Here is a 25,672-nt window from a genome sequence, read left to right on the forward strand (position 1 = left end):
ACCCATTTCATTCAGGAGTTTCTCACGTGGATACTATGGAATTGCAAGCGGATGCTGCTTTCGAACCATTGCTGGAGATGGAGATGGAAATGGCGACCCTGGGGGCGGACTGGTTGCGTTGCGACCAATGCGCCGCCTATGTGGCCCGCATGGTCAGCCACGATCGTCACGATCCCATCCGCCATGCCAATCTGCTTTCGGCTGCCTTGAACGAACTCTTCGAGTTGTCCTTCCATACCAAGGAATCCACCGGCGCCCTTACCTGCCGCTTCCATCGAAATGGTTCAACCGAGCGGATCGAATTGACCCTCCCCTGCTCGGCTGAGCAGCGCAGCTTTTACGAGGCGATCGTTGAGCGCATAGGAAGCGGCCAGGCGCTCGCAAACTATCTAGATGTCATCACCAATGACGCCGTGCGCGCCGAGCATGCAATCCTTCTTGGCCTTGCGATCAATTACGATGCCAACATCAAGCTGTCTGAACAGGATGCTGGGATGTTGACCTTTGTGGTGGATCTAGCACTCGAAAGGCTCCTCAATTGAGCAACCATTCGTCTGACCGCTTCACGGCGCAATTCGATGCCAACAATCAGGAGTTCTCGCTATCGGGCGTCCTTAGGCCGCATTCGGTTGCCGAGCTTGCGGATGATCTCGCCTTGCTGCGCAACGGCATCGAAACAGTAAACGGCGTCTGCTATATTAATCTGAAGCGCGTCACTCATATGAACAACACGGCATTCCGTGCCTTGACGCATGTGCTGCTCGACGCGACCCGATCCAGGCCGGATCTCAAGCTGACGGTCATCGCTTCCAGTGTCGTTGCCTGGGCGTCGCGCCTGTTTCGCCATTTGAGCGACCTTTCGCCCAACATCGTCGTCGACATCTACGATTCCGCCTTTTATCCCGGCCAGACATTCGTTGAGAACCAAAGCTTCATACCGATCCTCAGGACGCAGACAAAAATGACGTGGCGGCATGAGCGCGAGATGTTGCCGCGCCATGGCCTTCGCGAGGGAATGCAGGTCGCCGATATCTGCTGCGGCATCGGCGATTTTGCGATGCTGTTGAGAAAGCGCTTCAAACCGGCGCGGATCGTCGCACTCGACCATTCGATACCCAGCCTGGAATATGCTCGCAAGGTGGCAGAGGACTTCGATGTCCGGGATATCGAATACACCTATGGCGACGCATCCCAAATGTTGTTCGAGAGCGATCAATTCGATTTCGTGACCTGCAGGCATTCATTGCAGATCTTCGACCGCCCCGATGTCCTGCTGCGGGAGCTGTATCGCATATGCAAGCCTGGCGGCAGGGTCTACATCACCAATGAGAAGAATTCCCATTGCCTTGGAGAACCAAGAGCCGACAGCATCCAGTGGACCTACACCGAAGTCGCCAAACTGTTTGCCCATTTCGATATGGATGTCGAGATGGGCCCGAAGGGTCGCCGCATGCTGCTGGATGCCGGATTCACGGACGTGAGAATGGAAAGCTTTATGGTCACCAATCTTGACGGCGATCCCCAGGATTTCGCCGATATCATCACCGCATGGCAAAATGTCTACGCCGATGAAATGGCGGTCAGAAGAGGTGATTCACCTGCGTTCATAGAAAAGTTCAAGCAGGGCTTTGCCGATCATATCTTCGCAGCGCTCCACCCAAGAGGCTATGCCGGCTGGCCGATCTGGGCCACATCGGGGCAGAAGCCGCTATGACGGAAACGACAAGCGCCAAGCGAAGACTCGGATTGCGCTCATTTCGCGCCAAGTTTCTGATCGTCGTCGGAGGAGCCGTTCTTTTCGATCTTATGGTCAGCGGCGGCCTTGCTCTCTGGAACGTGCAGCGCCTGTCGCGCAACGCGACGACCGAAGTCGGGCAAGGCCTTGAGAAGGCGAGCCAGGATTACATCAGCTCCTACGTGAACTCGACGGCCACCCAGGTCGGCCTTCTCATCAATCAGGTCCACTCCGATGTGAAGGCGCTCGCCGGCGTATTGCAAGCGCAAATCGACGACCCCACAAGAAGTGGGGCTATTGGTTCTGCGATGGACAAGGCCTCTCCCGGCACCGTCACGGTGACCTATGACCCGGTTGGCCAGTGGGCGCAAAACGCCCCCGGAACACCATCCGTCATCAGTGTGTGGGGCTATCTGCTGGACAAGGACCACCGCCCCCTACCCCAGGTTCAGGCCGACATCGAATGGAGCGCCGTGCTGGACCTGGTTGCGCCGTCCTTGCTGCACAATGGCGCATCGAAGCTGCAGATGTACTATATCGGCCCGAGGGAGCGTCCGATCTTCCGGACGGCGCCCTATACGACGCAGGCGCAGACCTTCGACAAGCTCTACCCTGGCCACAACAGCGCGGATTTCTGGACCTTCTTCTTCCCGGGTCTTTATGAATCCTGGCAGCAGTGGGCCTCCAGCCCATCATCGCGCCCCGTTGCCGATTACATTACCCAGACAGCCCCCTACACCGATGCTATCACCGGAAAGCTGATCGTCAGCTTTTTCCATCCGCTCTGGACCTCGGATCGGCAGCACGTCGCTGGCGCCGCCGGTGCCGATATCACTCTCACCCAGCTGGCCGAAATCGTCGAGAACGTGAAAGTCGCCCAAAGCGGCTTCGGCTTCCTGACCATGTCGAATGGAAATGTCGTCGCTATCAATCCCATCGGTGAAAAAACCTTAGGCCTGCGTGCTGCGAGCGACGCGGCGGCAAAAGGGGTCACCGGCCTTGACCGATCGTTGCGCAACAGCCTGCAGAAGGCCGTCACGACGCTGCCGCTCGATGCAGACGGCGTCATCCAGCACATCTCCCTTACCGAACAGGGAGAGGCTGTCCCCTATCTCGTGGTCATCAAGCAGTTGCGCCCCACCAATCTCTGGGTGGAAGGGCCTATACAGCGCGAGGTCATGTCGCTTGGAATAGTCGTGCCCGAGCGCGAGATCTACGCTTCGCTCATTGCCGCCAAGGAGGAGATATCACGCGCGACCAATCGCATCCTGCTCTATCAGATCATGGCGGTTCTGGTGTCGCTGATGATCGTCACGGCGGCAGTCTTTGCCGCTTCCAAGCGCGTCACCGGCGGCATCAGCGCGTTGGCAACCGCCGCCAAGCGCATACAGGCCAAGGATTATTCCGTCAGGGTCGATATTTCGACCCAGGACGAGGTCGGTGAAGCTGGCATTGCCTTCAACCGCATGGCCGAAGACATCAGCTTCCACACCGAGAATCTCGAGAAGCTCGTTTCTGACCGGACCCAGGAGATCGAGGCGGCCAAGGAGGAGATCTCAATCCTCAACGGCCAACTGAAGAGCGAAAATCTGCGGCTGGCTGCCGAACTCAATGTCGCCCGTCAGATCCAGCTCATGGTCCTGCCGCGCGCCAAGGAGCTTGCGGCAAACAAGAACATGGAAATTGCCGCCTATATGCGGCCGGCTGACGAAGTCGGAGGCGACTACTACGATGTTCTGCAAAATGGAAGCAATTTAAAGATCGGCATTGGCGACGTGACCGGGCACGGACTTGAAAGCGGCGTGCTGATGCTGATGGTGCAGTCGATCGCGCGCGCACTGCAAGAAGCCGGCGAAATGGATCCCGCAAAATTCCTGGCGGATCTCAACCGTACGATCTTCAAGAACATCGAACGCACGCGAACGGACAAGCACCTCACCCTGTCATTCCTCGACTATGACGGCAAGCGGCTGACGATATCCGGCCAGCACGAAGACATGATCATCGTTCGCAAGGACGGCAGGGTGGAGCGGATCGAAACCGGGGATCTCGGTTTTCCGGTCGGTCTCGAACCCGATATAGCCTCCTTCATCGCTACGCGGGAAATCGCCTTCGAAAAGGGCGACATGATCGTCCTGCATACCGACGGCGTGACCGAGGCGGAAAATTTAAAGGGCGAACTGTTCGGCTTCGAAAGGCTTTTGGAGGACGCCCGCCGCCTGCATGGCGGGAGCGCCGAGGAAGTGGTCAAAGGCATACTCGACCACCTGATGACCTACATCGGCACGCAGAAGATCCATGACGATATTACTCTTGTGGTGATGCGACATAGGTGAGAGATGAAAACTGCAACATTTGGCATGCAACATCTAGCTTCGTTCGACGCTGCCAACGCCCTGCGGATCTGCCTATTCGACGGGCCGCTTCATTTGGCATGGCGGCATTCGGCCATGACATCGGACTTTATAGCAGAGACGATGGCGCTCGACTTCCGTTCTTCCGAGCGCCAGTACAAGATGGCGCGGCACGATATCGGCTATCTGACGAACGAGCTCATTGAAAACTCCATCAAGTTCCGTGTTTCTGGCGAGATCGTTATCGAAGCGCTGACGGAGGCGCATAGTTTCAAGATGCGGATTGCCAACCTGATCGACCACGATGCGACAGCCCGCTTCCAGCAGCTGTTGCTGAAGGTGACGGGCGGCGATCCCAGCGACCTCCTCATACAACAGATTGAGGCGAACGTTCTTGCAGGCGGCAATGCGTCCGGGTTAGGACTGTTGACTTTGATGAGCGACTATCAGGTTCAATTGGCCTGGCGTTTCGATGAGGATGGTCTGCATAAGCGGACTAAACTACAGACCTATGCCACCATGGCAATTTCATAGTCGTCAACACGCAAGAGGCCCCTTTCATGGAAATTAAAGAAGAAGCATTCCGCGTCTGGTCCGAAGGCAGCACCTTGTATTTTGATGGGACGATGCGGCTTGCAGGTCCCGACGCCTATGCACCGGTCTATGATCTGGCCAGGACGATCCTTCATGGAGGCAGTGGGAAGGCAACTTTCGATCTGACCGGTCTGCAGTTTCTGAACTCTTCGGGTATTAACCTGCTCGCCAAGCTGACGATAGAGGCGCGCAAGAATCCGGACGTCCACCTTACCGTATGCGGCTCATCGCAAATTCCCTGGCAGATGAAATCGCTGCCAAACCTGAAGAAGCTTCACCCACACTTGGATTTGCGTCTAACCTAGCAATGGCCGCTCATTATCGGACCAGGAGAAAGTTTTGCGTTGAGAATTGCGCAGAGCTTTCGAATGCCCGTTTGCTCAGGCGCTTCAATAAAATCGAGATCGAAGCGGCAAAATTGGCGATCCGCACGCAAAACCTGTGGATAAGCACGCCACCACACAGCGTGACATACCTGTTTGTGTGAACTCGGTCGTCTCCGGCCTTCTCCCTAGCCTCGCGCGTTTTTCCACCAGACGGGGATATATTATCTTCAAAACCAGAATACGTAAAATTAAACTAAACCTTAAAGAATACATCCTTAGTTTACCGCAAAGAATTCAGTATAAACAAAGATTTACATTATATTTTTCTGACGCTCAGCGAATCAAAATTCGAGATACAAAAATGGACAGAATGTAAAGAGTCCGAATTCCCTGATAACGACAGCATAGTTAAATATTAGTAAACTGAAATCCAAGTTGCAGAAATAATTCCAATTTGTGGACGCCTCATACAAGGACAGAAGTTCTGTTTTCCTTGCATGCTCGGCTGTGTGTTTAGATTTCCGGGAGGGTTTTATGGGCATCGCGTTCAAATCCGCAAGCATAACTCCGAAGAATACACAGAGACGTGTGGTTCTTGTTGCAGGAGGCGCAGGATTTCTTGGGTCACATCTTTGCGATCGACTTTTGCAAGATGGTAACGAAGTCATTTGCGTCGATAATTTCTCAACCGGGCGGATGGATAATTTAAGGCATCTGCTGCGCTACAATACGTTCAGTTTTATCCGCCACGACATCATCGCATCGCTCGATCTGCCGGTCAGCGAAATCTACAATCTGGCTTGCCCGGCTTCACCGCCGCATTATCAGGCAGATCCGATCCATACGATGAAGACATGCGTTTTCGGATCGCTCAATCTGCTGGAGCTCGCCACGCTTCATCAAGCGCGCATTTTCCAGGCTTCGACCTCGGAGATCTATGGAGATCCACAGGTGCACCCGCAGCCGGAGAATTATTGGGGCAACGTCAATTCCTTCGGTCCCCGCTCCTGCTACGATGAAGGCAAGCGCTCCGCCGAAACGCTGTTCCGCGACTTTCATGTCCAACATGGCGTCGATATCAGGATTGCGCGCATCTTCAATACCTATGGACCGCGCATGCGCCCCGACGATGGCCGCGTCATTTCCAATTTCATCGTTCAGGCGCTCAAGGGCGAAGACATTACGGTCTACGGCGACGGATCGCAGACGCGCTCGTTCTGCTACGTCACCGATCTGATCGAAGGCTTCATCCGACTGATGGGCAATCAGACGACTATCCATACGCCCGTCAATCTTGGCAATCCAGGCGAGTTCACTGTGCGCGACCTTGCCGAGCAGATCATCGCCATGACCGGATCCTCGTCGAAGATCGTCCAGAAGCCCCTGCCGATCGACGATCCGCGCCAACGCCGGCCCGATATTTCGAGCGCAAAGCGGGAATTGGGATGGGAGCCGTCGGTCTCCCTGGCAGAGGGCCTGAAATCCACCATTGCCTATTTTGAGCGTCAACTGGTTCGTCCCAGCAGCGAGCTCCTCGAGGTTGTGTGATGACCAGGCAAAAAATACTCGTCGTGGGTGGCGCCGGTTTCATCGGCAGCCACACTGCGAAGCTCCTCCATAAGCAGGGCTTCGAGCCGCTCGTCTACGACAACCTGTCGACTGGACACCGGACATCGGTGCGCTGGGGACCCTTCGTGGAAGGGGATATTCTCGACACGCGGCGTCTTGCCGACGTGATTGAAAGTCACAGACCCGCGGCGATTATCCATTTTGCCGCCTCTGCCTATGTCGGGGAATCCGTAGAGAATCCCGCAAAATACTACGCCAACAATGTCGGCGGCACGCTATCGGTATTGGAAGCATCCCGCAGCGTCGGAACGGACAAGCTGATCTTCTCATCAAGCTGCGCGATCTACGGAATTCCGACCCGCCTGCCGATCCGCGAAAGCGAAACGCCGCAGCCGATCAATCCCTATGGCAGGACGAAGCTGATTGCAGAACATATGCTTGCCGATTATTCGGCCGCCTATGGACTGCATTATGTGGCTTTGCGTTACTTCAATGCCTCGGGCGCCGATCCGGAACAGGAGCTTGGCGAATGGCATGATCCGGAAACGCATCTCATTCCTCGCGCCTTGCTGGCAACCGGCGGCGCGATCGAGACTTTGGATGTCTATGGCAGCGATTACGACACGCCGGACGGCACATGCGTCCGTGACTATATCCATGTAACGGACCTTGCCAGGGCGCATGTGCTGGCGGTCGAATATCTGCTGGCAGGTGGCGAAAATCTTGCCGTCAATCTGGGAACCGGGCGCGGCACGTCGATCAAGGAGATTGTGAGCGCGATCGAGCGCGTTTGCGGTCGTGAGGTCCCCGTCGCCATGCGCATGCGTCGTCCCGGCGATCCCCCTACCCTCTATGCAGCGTCTGACCTCGCTGCTGAAAAACTCGGCTTCCGCGCTGTTCATTCGGACATCGAAACGATCATCCGGACCGCAGCTCCCTTCTTCGGGCTGGAGGTGCGGGGATGACATCGATCCGGACACGAGCTCAGGTGATGAAAGACGAGGCGTTGATGACGCCGATCCTGCAGGGTCGCAAGCGCGCGGAATATGCCGTTTGCGCCACGCTGTGGCTTGCCGCACTCGTCTATTTCTGGAGCTGGTGGTTTACACCCGCCCACCATGTCGACCCTGTAGGGTCGGTCTTGTTGACCCTGGTGCTCGCTTGGGTGACGATCATTCCGGCCTATTTCATCATCGTCTTCTTTCGCGCTCAAAAACCGAACGGGCGCTTGCGGCTGCCCGCCGGCAGCCGCGTCGCCATGGTTGTCACGAAAGCGCCATCCGAGCCTTTTGCGGTGGTCGCCCGCACATTGTGTGCCATGCTTGAGCAAGATGTGCCGCACGATACCTGGCTTGCGGATGAGGATCCGTCACCCTCGACGCTCGACTGGTGCCGCAAACATGGCGTCCAGGTTTCCACCCGCAAGGGACGCGAAGACTATCACCGCCAGACCTGGCCGCGGCGCACCCGCTGCAAGGAAGGTAACCTTGCTTTCTTCTACGATCACTACGGCTACGAAGGCTATGACTTCGTCGTACAACTCGATGCCGATCACGTTCCCGAGCAAGGATATCTTTTCCAGATGCTTCGCCCCTTTGCCGATCCGGCAGTTGGCTATGTATCTGCACCGAGCATCTGCGACCAGAATGCCAGCACGAGCTGGTCCGCCCGCGGCCGCCTTTATGCGGAAGCCAGCATGCATGGATCGCTTCAGGCGGGCTTCAACAGCGGGCTCTCGCCGCTTTGCATCGGCTCGCACTATGCCGTTCGCACCACAGCCCTGCGCAGCATTGGCGGGCTTGGCCCCGAACTGGCGGAGGATCACTCCACCACGCTTATGATGAATGCACACGGCTGGCGTGGCGTTCATGCGCTCGACGCCATTGCTCACGGCGATGGTCCGCGCACCTTTTCCGATCTCATCACGCAGGAGTTTCAATGGTCGCGCAGCCTGATGATGGTCTTGCTGCAGTATTCTCCGACTTTGCTCCCGCGGCTACCGATGCGTCTGAGGATCCAGTTTCTGTTTTCTCAGCTGTGGTATTCCCTCTTCTCACTCTTTATGGCGTTGATGTTCATCCTGCCTATGATTGCGCTGACCAGAGGCAAGACTTTCGTTGATGTCTCTTACCCTGGTTTCCTGGTTCACTTTCTGCCGCAGTCTGTATTGTTGATCCTGTTTGCCTATCGCTGGCGCAGCACTCGTACATTCAGACCGTTCGATGCCAAGATCTTGAGCTGGGAGATGACATTGTTCCTGTTTGCCCGCTGGCCTTGGGCTCTTGTGGGCGGTCTGGCAGCCATTCGCGATTGGGCAACCGGATCCTTCGTAGATTTCCGCGTCACCCCAAAGGGAACGTCCGACGTGGATCCGATACCGTTTCGCGTTCTGGCACCCTATGCCGTGCTTTCGTTGGTCTCCATGGTGCCGGTGCTGTTGGTCAACAATGCAAGTGAGGCTGGCGGCTTCTATGTTTTCGCAACGATGAATGCTGCCATCTACACGCTGTTGCTGCTGGTCATCATCATTAAACACGCTCGCGAAAACTCGGTCAGCGATAACGTGCGCTTTTATCGCCCGGCGCTCGCCAGCGGCCTGCTTGCCCTGATGGCCCTGCCTTTTGCCGGCATCGTCGAGCGCGGCCACGACGGAATTCAATCACTGGCCTGGAATAGAGATGGATACGTGCTGTTCGAGGAGCGCTTTTCTGTGGCCGGAGCCGGGAGCGGCGGTCGTGGACTGCACAGGATGGTGCTCAATCTGAACTGGTTCGTGAAGGATACGGATAACTGAGGTTCATGACGGGAAGGACGCTATTGGCGGGAACGCAAATGAAAATAGCAGTTACTGGAACCGAATATATGGGCTTGGACCGCGGCACGGACTTCGCCGAACCGAGTAGCCGCGTCGCCGGCGTGAAGGACTATGAAGCCGCCAGGCAAATCGGCCTTCGTGTCCCAGCCAATGACAAGTCAGCAAGCAGGCATGGCAGCTTGAGGGGAACATCCAAACAACGACACCGACAGCGGGCTATGGCGACAGCGGCGACAAGCTCATCCCAACCACAATACGGGAGAAATGACATGAAGCCATCGAAGAAGAAGATCTCCACTGCCCCGGTAACATCGCTGGCATTCGCGATTGTTCTTGGACTTGCAACGGGGAGCAATGCGGCAACCGCGGGCACGGCCAACAAGGTGCCCAACGGGGCAAGGCCCATGACGGCAGTCGAACTTTACACGCTCTATCGTGACAAGACCTGGCGTTGGGCCGACGGCGCAGGGCGAATGCAGAATATCGACCGGCGGTTTTCCGCCTGGGTCGACGGAAGCGGCGGGCAATCCTGGGCCGAGGGGCGCTGGGCCGTGACCGATACGGGTCGTCTATGTCTCGATGCAACCTGGCACGCCGCAAACGGCCAGTTCCCGGCCCAAACCTGCTTCGAGCATCGCATCTTGGGTGGAACGATCTATCAGAAACGAGAGACTGGCGGGACATGGTTCGTGTTTCGCCATCCCGTGACCAAAGACACGGATGAAGCGGCGAAGTTGATCGCCGACGACCTAGTCTCACAGCGGCTGGAGGCTATGAAAGCCTCGGTTTTGACTGTGCATAAGGCCGAATGAAGGAAGGAGGCAATCCGATGAAAACCCTATCAAAACTAACGACGGCGTTGCTTGCGACTGGCGTCCTCTGCGGAGGCGTGTACGCCGCCAACAATGGCTCAGACATGAAGACCGAGACCCGGCCTCTCTTCAACGACAAGAGGCCGATCATCACACCGCAATCGCTGCCGGGCGGCGCCTACGACCCAAACGGCGACTTTTCCAATGACCCCAATCCCAAGATCGAGCACCTCTTCCTGCCCTGGGAAGATGTCGATCTATCAACCCTGAGCGTAGCGAATGACTACGCAAACAAGCGGGGGCGCTCACTGCTGATCACGATCGAGCCGTGGTCATGGGCGCGCGATTGGCGCGTCACGCCAACCGATCTCTTCAATGGGATTATGGCGGGGCACTACGATTCCAACATGTCGGCGATCTGCACGGCGGTGTCCAAACTTAACAAGCCCGTCACCATTCGCTGGGCTCACGAAATGGACGAGAAAAACGGGCAGTTCACATGGGCCTACTGGACGCCTGAGGACTATGTGAAGGCTTATAGGCATGCCGTCACCGTATGTCGCAAGAGCTTGCCCACGGCAAAATACATGTGGTCGCCGATGGGGAAGGAAGGGCTTGAAGCCTACTATCCCGGAGATTCATTTGTCGACGTCGTCGGGTTGTCAGTCTTCGGCTACCAGCCATTCGATCAGCGAACTCTTGGGCACGATTCGAATTTCGTGGACGCAACCAAGCCCGGCTATGACCGCGTCAAGCGCTTCAAGAAACCCATCGTAATCGCGGAACTCGGCTACCAGGGAAATGAAGCCTATGTTCACGCATGGGCCGAGGAAGCCAACAAGCCGCATTCCGAATTCCCCGACCTGACGGCAGTCGTCTACTTCAACGACCGCGAGGTCTATCCTTGGCCGTATGGCCTGGGCCGGCCGGACTGGCGTGTTGCCAGTGCCCTGCTGAACTAACGGTCATGTTGAAAGGTTGAGGAGAAAGACATGTCTTCGTTGCGCTTCGTCGTCATGGGTGCCCTGTTCTCGGTGCTCGCGTTGGTCGGCACCGCGAACGCGGCAACCCAGCATCAAATCGACAAAATGACCTTACGCTCGGCCCATCGGGCTGAACCAATGAGCGCTACGGAGTTGAGAAAAATCTACTCGGGGCGTTCGTGGATATGGAAGGATGGGGCGGGCTATTTCTCGCGCCATCATAGCCGCTTTGCCGCTTGGTCGCACTCGCATGGCCAAAGATCTTACGCAAAAGGTACCTGGTATGCGGCCGATCGCGGCAGGCTCTGCATGAGCGCCATCTGGTATAGCAAGAAGAGCGCTGCACCTAATGTTTCCTGCTTCCTGCATCGCAAGAGAGCTGGGATCATCTATCAGAAACGAGCATCAGGCGGAAAATGGTATGTATTCCGTCATAATCCGACGAAACATGATGACGAGATTCTGAAACTTCGACTGGGCGATTATGTCCACAAACATCTACCCGGTTGAAGTGGAATGCTTATATAGGGGCATATACGAGGATGGCGGAGCGGCCTACGTTCCACTTGTTCAGTCGAACCGTCATCCGAGCAATGCCCCTATTCTTTATTGACAGCAACTCTTGGGATTGTTGCAGGCATGTTAAAACCCGCTACGATTGTGGCAATGCGAGGTTCTTCCAAACCCGCTTGGCGTGCAAATGTAGGGTGATCCTTTGAAGTAATCTTCGGAAGAGACAGAAGTCGTTCTGGAAAGAGATCTTCCGCTATAGAAGACAACATTGTTCTTCTCATACTTCTTCATATACAACTGAACAGTCTTACTCTTCACATGTGAACTTTCGGCAGCGTTTGCATTCAAAGGCGCTGACACCAAAGATGCAATCGAAAGCATTGACGATATAAGAATTCCAATTTTACGATTATAAAGATTTAGATTGCGAAAATCTTGGTTCAAACCCATAAGTTTACTCTCCTTTTCGGTTTCGTTTCGTCCATTTTGCCGGAAAATATTTAAACGACTTCTTTAAATATCTTGAAAATATTAAAGAAATCGTCTAATTTTTCCCATTCAGGCTTTAGGTTGGGATCCACGAGGATGCTTCCCACTGCAATATTAGTTTGGCGCGATATTAGACGGCTGCACAGTGCCTTCGATCAGGCATCCACAGCCTTCTTTCGGTTTGCCTACCAATACGCACCGCAAGCCGGAATTCTTTTCACAACATATGATGCCGTGGCTTCCTTTACGTCTATCCGCCGGCCTCCGGCCGGTCGGATGGACTCAAATTCGGGCTGTTTTGCGACACTTCGACGGCGAGGAAGCCATTTGATGCCAGCTTTATCCGCGCGAGATGCGTTTTTGGCCTCAAATGCTCGGCAGTGTGGAAGTCGGACATTTGTTCGCCTGCAGCGAGCGCACAGCGAAAGCGATCAGCCAACTTACCCTGCACTATCGAAAGGCCACCATAATGATGTGGAATAAAACCGAGGTTTCCTCCGGGCAATCAACCTTTGTGGAGAGACGTCGGTGGCCTCGCAGTTCGCAAGCTCCGCTCTGTAATACTCTCATAGACATGCCAAAGCTGGACTCCTTGCCATTCTCCACCTCAGATGCAATCCCCGGTTACCAATTCTCCGCCTGGCAAGAGCGTATGGCGCCGCTGATAGATACCTATCTTCCAGAAAGTTCCCGAGCTGCCGATTGCTTTGCAGCAGATCAGACCGTCTGGAATCTGGAAGGAGCGCTTTTTATCCAGCAGGAGACGCCGGCTTTCAGCTATGAGCGCTCGCCGCACAAAGTCCGTTTCAGCGCCATAGATCATTGGCAGATCACGTTCTTGCGCACTGGAAAGACGTGGACCAGCGTCAATGGGACTGTTGTCGAAAACGAGCCGGGCATGATGGAGATCCGTGCGCTTGGCTGCCCGTTTTATGGTCGCACCTTAAGCGCGCAGTCAGTCACACTCATTCTGCCCTCCGATCTCTTTGCCGATCACGGTGGACTGCCCGGCTCAAGCAACAACGTTATTTTGGGAGGCGCACGCGTCGAGCTGCTGGCGAACTATATCGCTTTTCTCGAAGCGAACCTCAGCCGCATGACGAGAGATGATCTGCACGGCGTGCGCAACCAGCTTCAGGAGATGATTTTCAGTAGCGTCGCACCGCTCGTGCACAGTCGCATGATCAGCGACCACAGCTCCGAAATCGGACTGATGGCCAAAGCTCGCCGCTACATCCAGAACAATCTTGGATCGGCAGATCTAACCCCTGAAGCATTGAGCCGTGAACTGGCGATCTCACGCACCAGACTTTATGAACTGTTCCAGGCATCAGGCGGCGTCTTGAACTATGTCCGCAGAAAACGACTTCTGGCAGCACGTTCCGCACTTGCAGACCTGGATAACGGTCAACGAATAGCCGACATTGCAAAGGAGCTTGGCTTTGAATCGGCGGCCAATTTCAGCCGAGCCTTCACACATGAATTCGGCTACAGCCCAAGTGAGGTCCGCAGGCACACGGGGGAATGCAAGGCCGAACATCTGCCGCGGATGATGGAAACAGCGACATTTGGCGACTGGCTCAACACGCTTGGCATCTGAGGGAGCCTCACGTAGGTCACCGGCATGGAAACGGGATGCGCCGCCACAGGCGCCGCACCCCTTCGAACCCCGAAAAGCCCTGTTCAGCCCTGCTCTGCAGCGGCGGCGAAAGCGTCGAGCGTCCGGGTCGTGTAGACCAGCGCGGCGCCGGCGTTGACGCTTATTGCGATACCGAGCGCTTCGGCGATCTCGCTCGCGGTGGCGCCAGCCTTCTTGGCCGCGGCAGTGTGGACCGTGATACAGCCGTCACAGCGCAGCGTGACGGCGACGGCGAGAGCAATCAGTTCTCGCATCTTCGCGTCGAAATGGCCGTCCTTGGCGTTGGCATTGCTCAACTGAGCGTAGCCCTTCACCGTATCCGGCGAGAGTTTTGCCACATCGCCGACCCCGGCGAGAACTTGATTTCGATAGGCGTTCCAATCCATCATATGCATTTTAGGCCTCCTTTGTTGGTGAGGAGATAATGCGTCCGACCTGCTCCAATGTTGATATCCGCCAGGCGCAACGATATGACCGAACGGATCAAAAAGATCTGGAGCGCCCATGAGCCCACACCGTGACGTACTGAGCCTGCTTGCGCCCATGCTCAGGGTGCGGCCCGAATTGCAAGACTTCTGCCGCTTCGGCGGTGACTGGAGCTCACCACATCAGTCCGAAGCAAAAGGCTGGGCAGCATTCCATATCCTCACGAAGGGTGCGTGCTCCGTAGAGCGCAAGGGACAACCGACGGTTCGCCTGGAGGCGGGCGACGTACTGCTGCTGCCCCATGGTGACGCGCATGTCGCTCGTGGCGGCGACGGGCGCAGCCCTCAGCAGATCATCGGGACCACCCAAAAGAACGCCATCCGCGTCAAGGAGACAGAAGGGGCGGAGTTCGAGACCGAACTGATCTGCGGCCGGCTATACCTCGAAAGCGCCACGGACGATCTGCTGCTGCGCCTGCTGCCGCATACCATCGTCCTTCGGCTCAGCGGGCAGCAAGCTTGCAGCAGGCTGGTGGAGACCATCCGTGACGAATTGGACGCCGACCGCGCAGGCGCGGCCGCTATCGCGCGCGACCTGGCCAGCGCACTGTTCGTCATGCTGTTGCGGGTGCATCTGGAAGCGGAGCCGCCGGCGGACGGGCTCCTGGCGCTGCTCGGCCACCGCGAGACGGCAAAAGCCGCCCTTGCTATGCTGGGCGATCCCGCTCGGGAGTGGAGCCTGGACGAACTGGCTGCCATCGCTGCGGTTTCGCGCGCGACACTGGTGCGCGCCTTTCGGCGCATATGCGGCATGCCGCCCCTGGCGTTCCTGACGGAAGTGCGACTTTCAATCGCGCGGAACCGCATTACGCACACGGCCGATGCATTGGGCGAGATCGCTGCAGATGTCGGCTATCAATCCGAGGCGGCGCTGAGCCGGGCGCTCCAACGCCACTTCGCCATCCGACCCGGCGCCTTGCGTCGATCCGCGTGGGTGACGGAGCCGCCGCCAGTCTAAGTATCAGATGAGCCCGAAAGCCATCTGATACAGACGACCGTGCGGATCATACCTCTCGGCAGAGCGGGCAATCGACAACCGTGCGCAACACCGACTTGAGCGCGCTAGAGTCGACCCATCCTGATCACGCTCCTAGAGCATTTCCAGGAAAAGTGCGCAGCGGTTTTCCGTCCGGAATGCGCAAGGAAACACGAAGATAGGGCGTTTTCGCGATTCGAAGAAAAGCGGAAAAGCTCTAGCGTGCGGTGGCGGCCAAGCCAGATCTACACGGCTAGGCAAGCAGCTCGGCCTTACCGTCAGAGGTACTTCGTAATCGCTTTGAACCCATCGATGGACTGCCGCTTGTCGCGCGGGAGAGCTCCGACTGTTTCCTCGAGGCAATGATCGAGATGGTCCTGGATGAGGGTTCTCTTGGCGTTGATGATCGCCTTCTCGACCGCCGATAGCTGCTGAGCGATATCGAGACATGGCTTGCCGTCCTCGATCATGGCAATGACGCTCTTCAGATGCCCGTGAGCTCGCTTGAGCCGCTTGACGATTTCGGGATGGGTGGCATGTGTGTGCTCTGTCATGACTGTCTGTATCCTCCTAGAGGGGATCACTGTCAACGCTGGCGGCATTGCAGCGGAAGCACAACCATTGAAAGCGCGAACGCGTCATGCACGCGTTCAGTGGTTGCTGGTTTGCCAGCGTAGTGCCAATGGCGCAGACGTAGCCGACGACAGCGCACTTGACTGAGGGGACAAGGGGTCGCCGGACCAAGTCGCGTGAGGTTAATGATGATGGCCCTCTGGCTCCTCCATCCGGAACGGCAGAACTTCGACTTCGTCCCCTGCTGTGAGCACGAGCTCGGCATCGAACTCATGCGGCTCGTCCGGGGTCTGCGCGCTCAGCATCGCATGATGGTCCTTCGGAGACGGCGACAGCGTCAACGTCTCTACGATACCACCCGGTCGCTGTATGTTGACGACGGCTTGCAGGCCATGTGCGTGGCTGGCGATCGACAGCCGCATCCGTTCGCCATCGGGAGTGTCGATAATCTCGAGAAGCCCGGTCGCCAGCGAAGAGCTGACGGCAAAGGGATCCGGAGCATGATGATGCCCATGGCCAGCATGACTTGCGATCACGGCCGAAGTACCCGCCATGTCGAACTGGATCGTTGCGCTGCCAAGCGGCGGAAGATGCACATGCAGCTCTTCGCGGAGGGCAAGAGCGATGCCATTTGCCTCTGCGATCGATTTCTCCTGCTCCACCGCAATCGTCACGTCGACGTGTAGCTTGTGGCCGAGCCAGCGCGCCTTGACGTCAGTGATCTTCTGGATGCCAGGCACATGTTCCGCCGCATGTCGCACCTCATCAGTAATGCCGGGCTCAACGCCATCAAGGCTTCGCGTGATGACTGCGCGAGCCGACTGCCAGACGATGCCGAAAATCGCGATGGTGATGAGAAGGCCGATGATCGGATCGGCAAGCGGAAAGCCCAGCCAGACGCCGATTGCGCCCAGCACGACGGCAAGGCTCGTCAACCCGTCGGTTCGCGCGTGATAGCCATCGGCAATCAAGGCAGCGCTGTTCATCTCGCGGCCGACCTTGATGCGGAAGATCGCCACGATCTCGTTCCCCATGAAGCCGACGATGCCTGCGGCAGTCACCCAGCCAAGCTGAGCGATCGGCTGCGGATGGATAAGACGGTTGATGGCCTCGTAGCCGGCGACGATCGCGCTGAACAGAATGATGAGAACAATCAGCATGCCAGCCAGGTCCTCGACGCGGCCGAGGCCGTAGTTGAACCTGGCCGTAGGCGGGCGCCGGACCAACACGAAGGCAATCCAGAGCGGAATGGCCGTGGTCGCATCCCCGACATTATGGATCGTGTCCGCCAGCAGGGCCACCGAGCCGGATACGAATACAACGATCAACTGCAGGATTGCCGTGATCGCCAGGATGACGAAGGACCATTTGATGGCCCAGATTCCCCGCTCCGACGTCGCGATGCTTGGATCGACAACCCCGTGGGTGTGGCCGTGCCCCCCGGCATCGCCGTGGGAATGCCCATGAGACCCATGGCTGTGACCGGCACCGTGATGGTCGTGCACACCGAAACCAAGCCAGTCCTTAATCGTCGTGAACATGAAATCCTCATTGAAATCGATTATCCGGCCACCATTATTCCGGCGCCGTAAGATTGCTCAATTCCTATCCCCCTGGAGAGGATATAGTCAAGTAGATTGCACCCAAACGGCAGTTGACGGCCACATGGTCCATCCGTTATGGAACGAATTGGATGTAACGGCCGTTACAAAATGGAGAAACGGTTTGAGTCAATGGATCTTGCTCACCTACAAGGTTCCCACCGAACCTGCGGCTCGAAGGGTTGCTCTTTGGCGACGCCTCAAGGGATTGGGCGCGATCTACCTCCAGAACGGGGTTTGTCTCCTGCCACGCACCGACGAGAACCTCCGACGGCTAAAGATGTCAGAGCTGGATATCTCCGAGATGGGTGGAGAGTCCGTGCTTCTGGACTCCGCACCCCTCGATGACACGCAACTCAACAAAGTGATCGAACGCTTCAACGCAGACCGCGATGAACTCTACCGAGAGTTCATCGGACGCTGCGATGACTTCGAGAAGGAAATCGCCAAGGAAGTATCGAAGCAGAAATTCACATATGCCGAATTGGAAGAGGAAGACACCGACCTGAGGAAGCTCCAGGAGTGGTTTGAGCGGATCAAGAAGCTCGATTTCTACGATGCACAATTGGCGACGTTGGCTGGCGAGAAGCTCAAAGCCTGCGGAGTCTTGCTCGATGACTACGCGCGCCAGGTTTTCGAAGCCAACGAAGAGAACAAAGGCGGCTGAGCAAGATGCACCGAAAGGACCCGACAGTGGTTGATGTAACTGCAAAAAGCCGGCGATCGGTGCCAGCAATACCCGGCGGCGTTTGGGCACTGGGTTTCGTCTCACTCTTTATGGACGTCTCCTCCGAGATGATCCACGCCCTGCTTCCCGTCTACATGGTCACCGTCCTTGGTGCCTCAACGCTTTCCGTCGGCATCATCGAAGGCATCGCGGAAGCTACAGCTGCGATCACGAAAGTATTCTCAGGAGCCGTAAGCGACTGGCTCGGCAAGCGGAAGCTGTTGGTCTTGCTGGGATATGGGATGGCCGCACTGACCAAGCCGATCTTCCCGATTGCACCGTCGATCGGTTGGCTTGTCGCCGCCCGCTTCATCGACCGTATCGGCAAGGGCATTCGCGGTGCGCCGCGAGATGCCCTGATTGCGGACATTTCCCCACCGGAAGTTCGCGGCGCAAGCTTCGGACTGCGGCAATCTCTGGATACCGTCGGCGCCTTCCTCGGCCCCGTCCTCGCGCTGCTTTTGATGTGGTGGACATCCAATCGGTATGCCACGGTTTTCTGGATTGCGGTTATACCTGCCTTCGTAGCGGTCGGCCTCATCCTTTTCTTCGTCAAAGAACCTTCAAAATCCCCGAGCAATAGCGACGCGCGAGTTCCGTTACGGAAAGCCGATCTCTTGCGCCTCCCAAGCGCATACTGGCTTGTTACGGTGATTGCAGCGATTTTCACCCTCGCTCGCTTCAGCGAAGCTTTCCTGCTGCTCGATGCCCAGCGGCTCGATATTCCCGTCATGTTGGTACCGCTTGTGCTGATCGGCATGAATTTCGTCTATTCGATATCGGCATATCCGGTCGGAGTGCTTGCTGACCGGGTTGACCGCGTCACACTGCTTTTGATCGGCGTCGGGCTCCTGGTCGCGGCCGATCTGGCCTTGGCTTTCGTTCCTGGGCTCCCCGGCCTAGCACTTGGCGTTTTGCTCTGGGGCCTGCACATGGGCTTCACGCAAGGAATCTTTGCAACATTGGTTGCGGACGCCTCTCCGAGCGATCTGCGAGGAACGGCCTTCGGGTTCTTCAATCTCGTTTCCGGTATCGCCCTGCTATTTGCCAGCATCCTTGCTGGTGGACTGTGGGAATGGATCGGACCCGACAGCACTTTTGCCGCCGGCGCAGCGTTTGCATCCATAGCCGGCCTGACCTTGTTTGCTTTCAGAAAGCACCTCAAAAGCGCTTGAACTGTCTGGCCGCGATCACAATGCTGCCTTGATACTTCAGGCAGCTGTCAGTCGAATAAGGCATCCCGTCGCAAGACGACAGGAGACCAAATGTACAAACTCGACGCCGCCATTACCGGATGGATCAATAGCCTGTCCGGAAACAGCCTTCTCGACCATGCCTTGATCACCATCTCCAACCTCGGCGTCCCATTGCTCATACTGGCCGTGGCCGCCCAATGGTGGACCGGCCCCGAGCGGACGAAAACGCGCCACATCCTGATCGCTGCCGGCCTGACCTTTCTGATCGGTCTTGGGATCAACCAGGTCATTCTGCTTTTCGATCAGCGTATCCGGCCCTATGACGCCGGAGTCACTCGACTTCTGATCGAGCGCAGCAGCGATCCTTCATTTCCGTCGGACCATGCGACGGCGACCTTTGCGATCGCCGCGGCTTTCCTGATCCATAATCTGCCGAAACGCGGCCTTTTCTTTCTTGTGGCGGCAATTCTGGTGTCCTTGTCGCGCGTCTATCTCGGTACGCACTACATCAGCGACGTCATGGGCGGCGCGCTGACGGCGATCTTCGCGGCGGCCCTGGTCAAAGCCCTCTACAAGCCTGCGACAGGTGTCGACCGCTTTCTGACGAGTATCCTCTAACTGGAGGTCGGCGGCGGTCCGCGCTTGCCGGGAAAGGGACGCGGATCGGTTCGCCATCCGACGCCACTCTTTCAGGCTCTGCCGCAGACGCCCCATACGGACGTCTTCCTCAACTAGAGGCCTTGGCAATCCAAGATGCCAAATCCCAACAAGGCGGCATCGCGCAGCGCTTCTGCGTTCGTTGCGCTAATGCGGCCAGCACCACCGCCCCGCTTCCAGGTATCGTAACGCTGGCGACGAATGCGGCGGACATTGCCCTCTTCGCCGCGTTGCTTGCTGCAGCACTTGTTGCTTGCGGACGGATGGAGCGGAGCGAAGAGCGAGCACAGCTGACAGAATGATATCGAGCTCTAAGATGCGCGGTGAAAAACTTATGCGGCTTGATCGCAGCTCTGTTTCACGACCCGTTGCGAGCAATATTCAAGCTCGATCTCAAGAAGCCTCGTTGCCCGCGCCAGCGCGTCTTCCGCCTCGGCGAACAAATGTGACTTGTCGCCCATTCTGGCTGCGCCGTAATTTGTGGCGCGCAGCAAGACGAGATCAGCCAGATCGAGGCATTCCGGCGTTGGTTGGACGAGGTTCAGGCAATACCGCAAATTGATGGCCACCTCGAGGACGAATTCGGCGGCGGAAAAATCCAATACTGCGCCCGGCGGCGATGAGCGCGCCAGAAATATCCTCCAGTGTTGGGTCATCATAGTACCCCTCTCATCGGACCGAGCGCGCTGGTAGGGATGTATCGCGCGCGGCAATTTTTACAGAGACGTTATTGGGATCCGAAGCGCCGATTCTGCGTCGGCAAGACCCCGGCATGCCGCAGTCATATCGGCTGGAGGAGGACGCTTTCAATAATGAGATCATGCAATTGGGCTTCGGTCTGCCCCCATTTTCCGACGTTGGTCTGATCCTATGTCGGTAAAAGGTCCCGATCGTGATTGCTGAAGTCCAAGCCGGACATTATTCGTATGATAAAACTTGACCGCTCGCAGTCTTATGGCGATCTGATATTGAGATCAGAATCTCGTCAATCGGCGATGTAGAGCGGCACACTTTCGTGCCAGGGAACGATATCCGCTCGCCGCCAAATCCAGTTGGAGCCTCGGGAGGCTACAGGTGCAGTTGCGTCGAAAGCTTATTGCTGTCTTGCCATGTCTGTCGCTGACCTTGGTCAGCACGGCGCTCCCCTATACCGTGAAAATTCAAGGAGTATCCGCGAAAGTTGTACAGCAATTGGCGGAGGCCAAAGGGGGCAACGGCAATGGTGGCGGCAACGGGAATGGTGGCGGAAATGGAAATGGCGGAGGCAATGGAAACGGCGGTGGCAATAGCGGTAATGGCGGTGGCAACGGGAACGGCAGTGGTAATGGCAAAGGCAAGGGAAACGACAATGGCCAGTCGTCGAGCACCAAGAGCGTAACGCAAAGCCAGGTCGATTCCGATCAGTCTACCGATGAAGGCAATGGCTCCATGAGCGTCCGCCACAAAGATGGGATGAGCGAAAAAATACAGAGCGGACGCTACGTCATGCAGGATTCAAAGGGGCGTACGATCGTCAACCGCAATGCGACCATAGCCGACGAGCAGCGGCTCAAATCCTTCTTTCACTGACGGCGCTTTTCAAGCTCATCCCGGAAGGCCATCGCAGCTTCCGTTCGATTGCTTACTTCGAGCTTGGTGAAGATTTGCGTCATGTGATGCTTGATGGTTTTTTCATGTAGATCGAGTTTCAGGCCGATATGCTTGTTGCTCAGCCCCGCAGAGGCCAGTTCCAGCACTTCCCTTTCCCTGTCCGTCAGCGCGTTGAATGGATTGATCCGAGCGCGTGATCCGGTTTCCGAAATCAGACGAGCTGACAAGGTTGGCGCGACGTAGCTGTCACCGGCCGCGACGCTGCGAATGATATCCGCCAGCATCTGAGACCCAACGCCTTTCAGAACATAACCCTTCGCGCCGCTCTTGAGCGCAGCCATCACGTCATCGCTTGCCTCGGAGACCGTCAGCATCACGATCTTCTGATCGGGCATCTGTTCAAGTATGAGCGGGATAGCCTCCAGCCCTCCTCCCGGCATCGAGATGTCGAGAAGCAGTATGTCTGGATGGCACTCCGCGGCGATGCGCACCGCGTCTTCCTTGCTGCTACCCTCGCCGAGGACGCTAAATCCATCCATTTCAGTCAAGCTTCGGATGACGCCTTCCCTGAAAAGCGGGTGATCGTCTATGACTGCCAAACTGATTGCAGCTGTCATGCCTGCTCCATTTCTTCGATGTTCAAAGACATTCGAACGGTGGTTCCCCGGTTCGATGATAAAAGCTGAAAAGTACCACCAAGGCTTTCGACCCGATCCCTGAGGCCGGCAAGGCCCAGCTTTTGTGGGCCGACGTCTTTCGGATCAAACCCCTGCCCTTCATCGGCGACTTCGACGACGACCAGACCATCCTCGAAAGATTGCACGACCTTTTGCCCGATCCCGCCGGCATGGCGATAGCCATTGTTCAAGGCCTCCTGGACAAAACGATAAACGCATATCTTTGCGGAGGTGGATAGGTCAGCTGGTATATTGCCCGTGGAGAGCGCGACGTCGACACCGGTGCGCCGCTCGTGCGCGCGGATCGCGCGCTGCAGGAGATCGGCGAGGTTGTCCGTCTCGATGTGAGGGAGCATCAGCCCACTGCAGATACTCCTGATCTCGGTCATGGCGTCATCAAGGCTGGTCTTGATGGTGTGCAGCGACGCCTCACGCTCATTCGATGGGGTGGCGGGACTGGTCAGCGTCCGGCTGTCCAGACGCAGAGAGGCATAAGCGACCAATTGGGCTGGACCGTCATGCAGGTCGGCGCCGATACGGCGCAAATAGCTCTCGTTGAGTGCGGCTGAGCGCTGCGTTGCGCGTTGAACGCGGGCGCGAAGCGCCTTGTTCTGCTCCAGTAGCCTTGAGAGTTCTGCGATGCGGCCGTTAAGCGCCTTGCGCTGATTGTCTATGGTGCGACTGCCACGCAGGACGATGATCGATAGCAGGGCGAAGAATGTGAGCGTGAACAGGGCAACCACAAGCCAGCTCAACAGTCGGGCTTGATTGAGGCTCCCTTCGAAATCGTTGGCAACCTCGTAAAACTCGGAAACAGCGACGACCTTGCCGGACCAGGGTTGAAGCACCGGATTGTAGATCTCAAGGAGTGGCCTGCCGCTATCGCGCTCGGCAACACTTTCCACATCGTCGATCTGGTTGAACTTGGCAACCATTTGGCCTGAAAATGCAGTTTTGAGGCTGTCCGAAAGCGGGAACTGCTTGCCGGAGAGGTTTTTGTTGTTGGAGTAGAGGATCGTCCCGTCATCGCGCCATAATCGGAACGAAAACAACCGCTCACCAAGCGCTCCCTGGCCGAGCGTCTCGTCTAGGGCCCGCGTTACCGTGTCGTCGAGAGCCTTGGTGGTCTGCATATCGGGTAGTAGCGGGGCGATGACGCTATCGACGTAAAGCGCTGTCGTCGCCGCAGAATTGCGTGTCACGGCATTTTCGATCACACTGGCAACGATGGAGCCGACAACGAGCATTGCACAGATGGCGACGAAGCCGCCAGCCAGCAGGAACTGTCTCGCCAAGGATTGAGCGTTCCAACCTGCGATTAGACTTACCAGAGATAGCATGTGTTTACTGTTTGTCTGCAGAACTGGCATCGTCCGCACTGATCTCCCAACCCCCTATAGCTATCCCAGCAGGATGGGGTGTCAACTGCCGCAAGTCGGCATCACTCGTATCGTCACCGCAAGATGGCCTTGTTGCGCGGCACATACCATCTAGGAGACCATCGGGGATACTCAATCAGACTATGGTCCAAATAGGCAAGGCATAGGTCCGAGCGGTGTAGAAACCTGAGATTTCGGCAATATTGTAGTGCGCAGTGATTTGCTGGATACGCCCACCGCAACAGGTGGCGAGCTTTTTATGAAGGAAGTGCGCATGAAAATCCGTTCTGTCATTGGTGCTGCTGGCCTCGGTCTGGCGCTAGCTGTCGCTCCCATGGGAGGAGCCGCCGTTGGCTTCATACAAGCTGCTTTCGCAAAAGGTGGCGACGGCAACGGCGGTGGTAACGGCGGAGGCCATGGTGAAGGTCATGGCGAGGGAAAATCCGACCACGACAAGTCTGGCCGTGATCGCGACCGCGACGATGTAAGCAGCACTACCGCGAGCACGGCTACGACGCAGGGCACTTCCTCGCCGTTCACAACGCATCATTTTGACAGGGATTCCGATAGGCATTCCAAGGCCCATCATGCGAGCGCGAAGACACACACTGAAAAGTTCGAAGGCAGCCTCCATTCACTCAACAGGAACTACCACGCCTACTTGAACTCGAAGGATCCCAAGATGGCGGCTCTCTCGGCCTATGTGAAGGCATATGCCGAATTCGAAACGAAATACGGAACGACAGCCGTGCCCACAGATCCCGCGCTTAGCGACAACGCCTTGCGTTCGGCGCTGCAGCAGCTGTCGAACAAGCCGGTAACGAACCAGGAGCTCGCCGAAGCAAAGAGCATCCTCGGCGTCGGAACGAACACGGGAAAAATCGCGGAAGTTCGCGAGGCACTGGAAAGGAAAGCCGAAAATTCGGCCCCATCTCAGAGCGACACAGACGAGATTGAGACTGCCAACTAAGGCGCTGCAATAGCGGTTTCGGGGAGTGTGCCCATGGCGACAGTCCTCTGAGGCCACCCTCCAACGGACTGGCGTCGACGGACGCTACTCCATAGCCGGCCCGCCCGCCGGCTCTATCGCCGGGTCGGGCCTTTCCCCCCGGACCCCGCCCGATCCGGCGATAGCCTATGGTACTCTCTGCCGTTAGCAGCCTTGTTGCGCAGGCTCACGGCGATCAACACAGCCCCCTCGATTATCACGATTGCGATGGCAAGCCAGAAGCCAGTCTGGGTCACATCGCGTCCACTATGGCGCAAGACATAGCCGAGGCAGAGGAACGGCCCGTTCCACGTCAAACAACCAAGCGACGTCGCCGCGATGAAGGTCATGGGCTCGAGCCGCAGAGCACCAGCCGGCAGGGCCAGATAGATCCTGACAGCCGGGATGACCTGACCAGAAAATGTTACCCAGAAGTGGTTGCGGCGGTAGGCATCGGCCAGCCGGTCGTAGAAGGAGAGCTTGAGCAGCACGCATCCGCCATAGCTGGCGACGGCTCGCCTTACCCTATGCGGCCCAAACACCCAGCCGATACCATACCAGCCAAGCCCGCCAACGACCGAACCCGCCGTCACCGCCGCAATGGAGAGGGCGAGCATGGAGAGATCGGGCACCATCAGTCCCAGGAGCATCAAGAGGATGTACGACGGAAAAAGCGGGACGAATTTCTCGAGGATAGCGAGACAGAATATCCCTGCAAGTCCGAAGCTCATCAATAGCGTGACAGCGCCGGGCGCCTGTGCAATCAGTTCGTGCGCCGTCATGTGAGCGGTGCCCCCAGGGATCCGGCATCGCTCGGGACGCTGCAATCTCGCACTTTGGCGATCCGATGGACGGAAGCTGGCTGAAAAGTCCAGGCTGTGGGCATTGGTTTTTCCTCTCGAAATGAGGAAGTGAGGTCTTACACAGCCGGATTGCGAAAACCTGTCACGTAGAAAGACTTTTAAAATGAGCAAGGCGCGCTGCCTTCGGAGGC

At 57.0% G+C, this 25,672-nt stretch carries 25 protein-coding genes; 18 read left to right on the forward strand and 7 right to left on the reverse strand.

From position 1 onward, the window contains the following. Positions 1-26 precede the first annotated feature (26 nt). The 12 genes from GA0061102_RS21565 (at position 27) to GA0061102_RS21625 (ending at position 13,790) form a co-directional block, all read left to right on the forward strand. Positions 27-542, forward strand: a complete 516-nt coding sequence (locus GA0061102_RS21565; protein ID WP_425348555.1) for a ubiquinone biosynthesis methyltransferase UbiE — start codon at positions 27-29, stop codon at positions 540-542. After that, positions 539-1,714 (forward strand): class I SAM-dependent methyltransferase, encoded by a 1,176-nt coding sequence (locus GA0061102_RS21570; protein WP_092853040.1) that lies wholly within the window; start codon positions 539-541, stop codon positions 1,712-1,714. The genes GA0061102_RS21565 and GA0061102_RS21570 overlap by 4 nt, the downstream gene beginning before the upstream one ends. Continuing rightward, positions 1,711-4,071: a SpoIIE family protein phosphatase gene (locus GA0061102_RS21575; RefSeq protein ID WP_092853042.1), complete on the forward strand. Its 2,361-nt coding sequence runs from the start codon at positions 1,711-1,713 to the stop codon at positions 4,069-4,071. Before GA0061102_RS21570 ends, GA0061102_RS21575 begins: the two co-directional genes overlap by 4 nt. 3 nt (positions 4,072-4,074) lie before the next feature. Continuing rightward, a complete protein-coding gene (locus tag GA0061102_RS21580) occupies positions 4,075-4,623 on the forward strand; it encodes a slr1658 superfamily regulator (RefSeq protein ID WP_167668037.1) in 549 nt (182 codons plus the stop codon). A 26-nt stretch (positions 4,624-4,649) separates the two neighbouring features. After that, entirely contained in the window at positions 4,650-4,988 is a 339-nt protein-coding gene (locus GA0061102_RS21585; RefSeq protein ID WP_092853046.1) for a slr1659 superfamily regulator, read from the forward strand. Positions 4,989-5,543: 555 nt separating this feature from the next. Continuing rightward, positions 5,544-6,557: a UDP-glucuronic acid decarboxylase family protein gene (locus GA0061102_RS21590; protein WP_092853048.1), complete on the forward strand. Its 1,014-nt coding sequence runs from the start codon at positions 5,544-5,546 to the stop codon at positions 6,555-6,557. Beyond that, entirely contained in the window at positions 6,557-7,543 is a 987-nt protein-coding gene (gene galE, locus GA0061102_RS21595; protein ID WP_092853050.1) for a UDP-glucose 4-epimerase GalE, read from the forward strand. Before GA0061102_RS21590 ends, galE begins: the two co-directional genes overlap by 1 nt. Next, the gene (locus GA0061102_RS21600; RefSeq protein ID WP_092853052.1) at positions 7,540-9,372 is read left to right on the forward strand and encodes a glycosyltransferase family 2 protein; all 1,833 of its coding nucleotides are present in this window, start codon (positions 7,540-7,542) and stop codon (positions 9,370-9,372) included. The genes galE and GA0061102_RS21600 overlap by 4 nt, the downstream gene beginning before the upstream one ends. Before the next feature lie 290 nt (positions 9,373-9,662). After that, complete coding sequence (locus tag GA0061102_RS21605) at positions 9,663-10,205, forward strand: DUF995 domain-containing protein (RefSeq protein ID WP_092853054.1); 543 nt, start codon at positions 9,663-9,665, stop codon at positions 10,203-10,205. Between the two features lie 17 nt (positions 10,206-10,222). Continuing rightward, positions 10,223-11,167 carry a glycoside hydrolase family 26 protein gene (locus GA0061102_RS21610; RefSeq protein WP_092853175.1) on the forward strand — a complete coding sequence of 315 codons (945 nt, stop codon included), beginning with the start codon at positions 10,223-10,225 and terminating at the stop codon, positions 11,165-11,167. Positions 11,168-11,197: 30 nt separating this feature from the next. Next, the gene (locus GA0061102_RS21615; protein ID WP_092853056.1) at positions 11,198-11,698 is read left to right on the forward strand and encodes a DUF995 domain-containing protein; all 501 of its coding nucleotides are present in this window, start codon (positions 11,198-11,200) and stop codon (positions 11,696-11,698) included. 961 nt (positions 11,699-12,659) lie between these two features. Then, entirely contained in the window at positions 12,660-13,790 is a 1,131-nt protein-coding gene (locus GA0061102_RS21625; protein ID WP_092853177.1) for a helix-turn-helix domain-containing protein, read from the forward strand. 83 nt (positions 13,791-13,873) lie between these two features. On the opposite strand, the gene GA0061102_RS21630 is transcribed toward GA0061102_RS21625, so the two are convergent. Next, positions 13,874-14,224, reverse strand: a complete 351-nt coding sequence (locus GA0061102_RS21630) for a carboxymuconolactone decarboxylase family protein (RefSeq protein ID WP_208858684.1) — start codon at positions 14,222-14,224, stop codon at positions 13,874-13,876. Positions 14,225-14,333: 109 nt separating this feature from the next. Here GA0061102_RS21630 and GA0061102_RS21635 point away from each other — a divergent pair, with 109 nt between their 5' ends. Beyond that, positions 14,334-15,272, forward strand: a complete 939-nt coding sequence (locus GA0061102_RS21635) for a cupin domain-containing protein (RefSeq protein ID WP_092853060.1) — start codon at positions 14,334-14,336, stop codon at positions 15,270-15,272. Positions 15,273-15,568: 296 nt separating this feature from the next. Here GA0061102_RS21635 and GA0061102_RS21640 read toward each other — a convergent pair whose 3' ends face one another. Next, a complete protein-coding gene (locus GA0061102_RS21640; protein ID WP_092853062.1) occupies positions 15,569-15,844 on the reverse strand; it encodes a metal-sensing transcriptional repressor in 276 nt (91 codons plus the stop codon). Between the two features lie 201 nt (positions 15,845-16,045). Further along, complete coding sequence (locus GA0061102_RS21645; RefSeq protein ID WP_092853064.1) at positions 16,046-17,404, reverse strand: cation diffusion facilitator family transporter; 1,359 nt, start codon at positions 17,402-17,404, stop codon at positions 16,046-16,048. Positions 17,405-17,588: 184 nt separating this feature from the next. On the opposite strand from GA0061102_RS21645, the gene GA0061102_RS21650 reads away from it, so the two are divergent. From GA0061102_RS21650 to GA0061102_RS21660, 3 genes are all read left to right on the forward strand, one after another. Further along, complete coding sequence (locus GA0061102_RS21650) at positions 17,589-18,131, forward strand: Chromate resistance protein ChrB (protein ID WP_092853066.1); 543 nt, start codon at positions 17,589-17,591, stop codon at positions 18,129-18,131. A 26-nt stretch (positions 18,132-18,157) separates the two neighbouring features. Next, positions 18,158-19,366: an MFS transporter gene (locus GA0061102_RS21655; RefSeq protein ID WP_245298103.1), complete on the forward strand. Its 1,209-nt coding sequence runs from the start codon at positions 18,158-18,160 to the stop codon at positions 19,364-19,366. Between the two features lie 90 nt (positions 19,367-19,456). Then, positions 19,457-20,005, forward strand: coding sequence for a phosphatase PAP2 family protein (locus GA0061102_RS21660; protein ID WP_092853070.1), 549 nt, complete (start codon positions 19,457-19,459; stop codon positions 20,003-20,005). Positions 20,006-20,376: 371 nt separating this feature from the next. On the opposite strand, the gene GA0061102_RS21665 is transcribed toward GA0061102_RS21660, so the two are convergent. Beyond that, positions 20,377-20,703: a hypothetical protein gene (locus tag GA0061102_RS21665; RefSeq protein ID WP_245298104.1), complete on the reverse strand. Its 327-nt coding sequence runs from the start codon at positions 20,701-20,703 to the stop codon at positions 20,377-20,379. Positions 20,704-21,118: 415 nt separating this feature from the next. Between GA0061102_RS21665 and GA0061102_RS21670 the strand changes: the two genes are divergently transcribed. After that, positions 21,119-21,613, forward strand: coding sequence for a hypothetical protein (locus GA0061102_RS21670; RefSeq protein WP_092853072.1), 495 nt, complete (start codon positions 21,119-21,121; stop codon positions 21,611-21,613). On the opposite strand, the gene GA0061102_RS21675 is transcribed toward GA0061102_RS21670, so the two are convergent. Continuing rightward, the gene (locus tag GA0061102_RS21675) at positions 21,607-22,251 is read right to left on the reverse strand and encodes a response regulator (RefSeq protein ID WP_092853074.1); all 645 of its coding nucleotides are present in this window, start codon (positions 22,249-22,251) and stop codon (positions 21,607-21,609) included. The genes GA0061102_RS21670 and GA0061102_RS21675 overlap by 7 nt on opposite strands. Then, entirely contained in the window at positions 22,248-23,681 is a 1,434-nt protein-coding gene (locus GA0061102_RS21680) for a sensor histidine kinase (protein WP_208858685.1), read from the reverse strand. The genes GA0061102_RS21675 and GA0061102_RS21680 overlap by 4 nt, the downstream gene beginning before the upstream one ends. A gap of 283 nt (positions 23,682-23,964) precedes the next feature. Between GA0061102_RS21680 and GA0061102_RS21685 the strand changes: the two genes are divergently transcribed. After that, positions 23,965-24,660 carry a hypothetical protein gene (locus GA0061102_RS21685; protein ID WP_092853185.1) on the forward strand — a complete coding sequence of 232 codons (696 nt, stop codon included), beginning with the start codon at positions 23,965-23,967 and terminating at the stop codon, positions 24,658-24,660. A gap of 113 nt (positions 24,661-24,773) precedes the next feature. Here GA0061102_RS21685 and GA0061102_RS21690 read toward each other — a convergent pair whose 3' ends face one another. Continuing rightward, positions 24,774-25,460 carry a DedA family protein gene (locus GA0061102_RS21690; RefSeq protein ID WP_092853076.1) on the reverse strand — a complete coding sequence of 229 codons (687 nt, stop codon included), beginning with the start codon at positions 25,458-25,460 and terminating at the stop codon, positions 24,774-24,776. Between the last annotated feature and the right edge of the window lie 212 nt (positions 25,461-25,672).

Source organism: Martinezella miluonensis (assembly GCF_900094545.1).
Lineage (GTDB): Bacteria > Pseudomonadota > Alphaproteobacteria > Rhizobiales > Rhizobiaceae > Rhizobium > Rhizobium miluonense.

Coding starts and splice junctions, on each gene's coding strand:
- GA0061102_RS21575 (WP_092853042.1), top strand. CDS start 1,711: ATGACGGAAACGACAAGCGCCAAGCGAAGACTCGGATTGCGCTCATTT.
- GA0061102_RS21580 (WP_167668037.1), top strand. CDS start 4,075: ATGAAAACTGCAACATTTGGCATGCAACATCTAGCTTCGTTCGACGCT.
- GA0061102_RS21585 (WP_092853046.1), top strand. CDS start 4,650: ATGGAAATTAAAGAAGAAGCATTCCGCGTCTGGTCCGAAGGCAGCACC.
- GA0061102_RS21590 (WP_092853048.1), top strand. CDS start 5,544: ATGGGCATCGCGTTCAAATCCGCAAGCATAACTCCGAAGAATACACAG.
- galE (WP_092853050.1), top strand. CDS start 6,557: ATGACCAGGCAAAAAATACTCGTCGTGGGTGGCGCCGGTTTCATCGGC.
- GA0061102_RS21600 (WP_092853052.1), top strand. CDS start 7,540: ATGACATCGATCCGGACACGAGCTCAGGTGATGAAAGACGAGGCGTTG.
- GA0061102_RS21605 (WP_092853054.1), top strand. CDS start 9,663: ATGAAGCCATCGAAGAAGAAGATCTCCACTGCCCCGGTAACATCGCTG.
- GA0061102_RS21610 (WP_092853175.1), top strand. CDS start 10,223: ATGAAAACCCTATCAAAACTAACGACGGCGTTGCTTGCGACTGGCGTC.
- GA0061102_RS21615 (WP_092853056.1), top strand. CDS start 11,198: ATGTCTTCGTTGCGCTTCGTCGTCATGGGTGCCCTGTTCTCGGTGCTC.
- GA0061102_RS21625 (WP_092853177.1), top strand. CDS start 12,660: ATGATGTGGAATAAAACCGAGGTTTCCTCCGGGCAATCAACCTTTGTG.
- GA0061102_RS21630 (WP_208858684.1), bottom strand. CDS start 14,224: ATGCATATGATGGATTGGAACGCCTATCGAAATCAAGTTCTCGCCGGG.
- GA0061102_RS21635 (WP_092853060.1), top strand. CDS start 14,334: ATGAGCCCACACCGTGACGTACTGAGCCTGCTTGCGCCCATGCTCAGG.
- GA0061102_RS21640 (WP_092853062.1), bottom strand. CDS start 15,844: ATGACAGAGCACACACATGCCACCCATCCCGAAATCGTCAAGCGGCTC.
- GA0061102_RS21645 (WP_092853064.1), bottom strand. CDS start 17,404: ATGTTCACGACGATTAAGGACTGGCTTGGTTTCGGTGTGCACGACCAT.
- GA0061102_RS21660 (WP_092853070.1), top strand. CDS start 19,457: ATGTACAAACTCGACGCCGCCATTACCGGATGGATCAATAGCCTGTCC.
- GA0061102_RS21665 (WP_245298104.1), bottom strand. CDS start 20,703: ATGATGACCCAACACTGGAGGATATTTCTGGCGCGCTCATCGCCGCCG.
- GA0061102_RS21675 (WP_092853074.1), bottom strand. CDS start 22,251: ATGACAGCTGCAATCAGTTTGGCAGTCATAGACGATCACCCGCTTTTC.
- GA0061102_RS21680 (WP_208858685.1), bottom strand. CDS start 23,681: ATGCCAGTTCTGCAGACAAACAGTAAACACATGCTATCTCTGGTAAGT.
- GA0061102_RS21685 (WP_092853185.1), top strand. CDS start 23,965: ATGAAAATCCGTTCTGTCATTGGTGCTGCTGGCCTCGGTCTGGCGCTA.
- GA0061102_RS21690 (WP_092853076.1), bottom strand. CDS start 25,460: ATGACGGCGCACGAACTGATTGCACAGGCGCCCGGCGCTGTCACGCTA.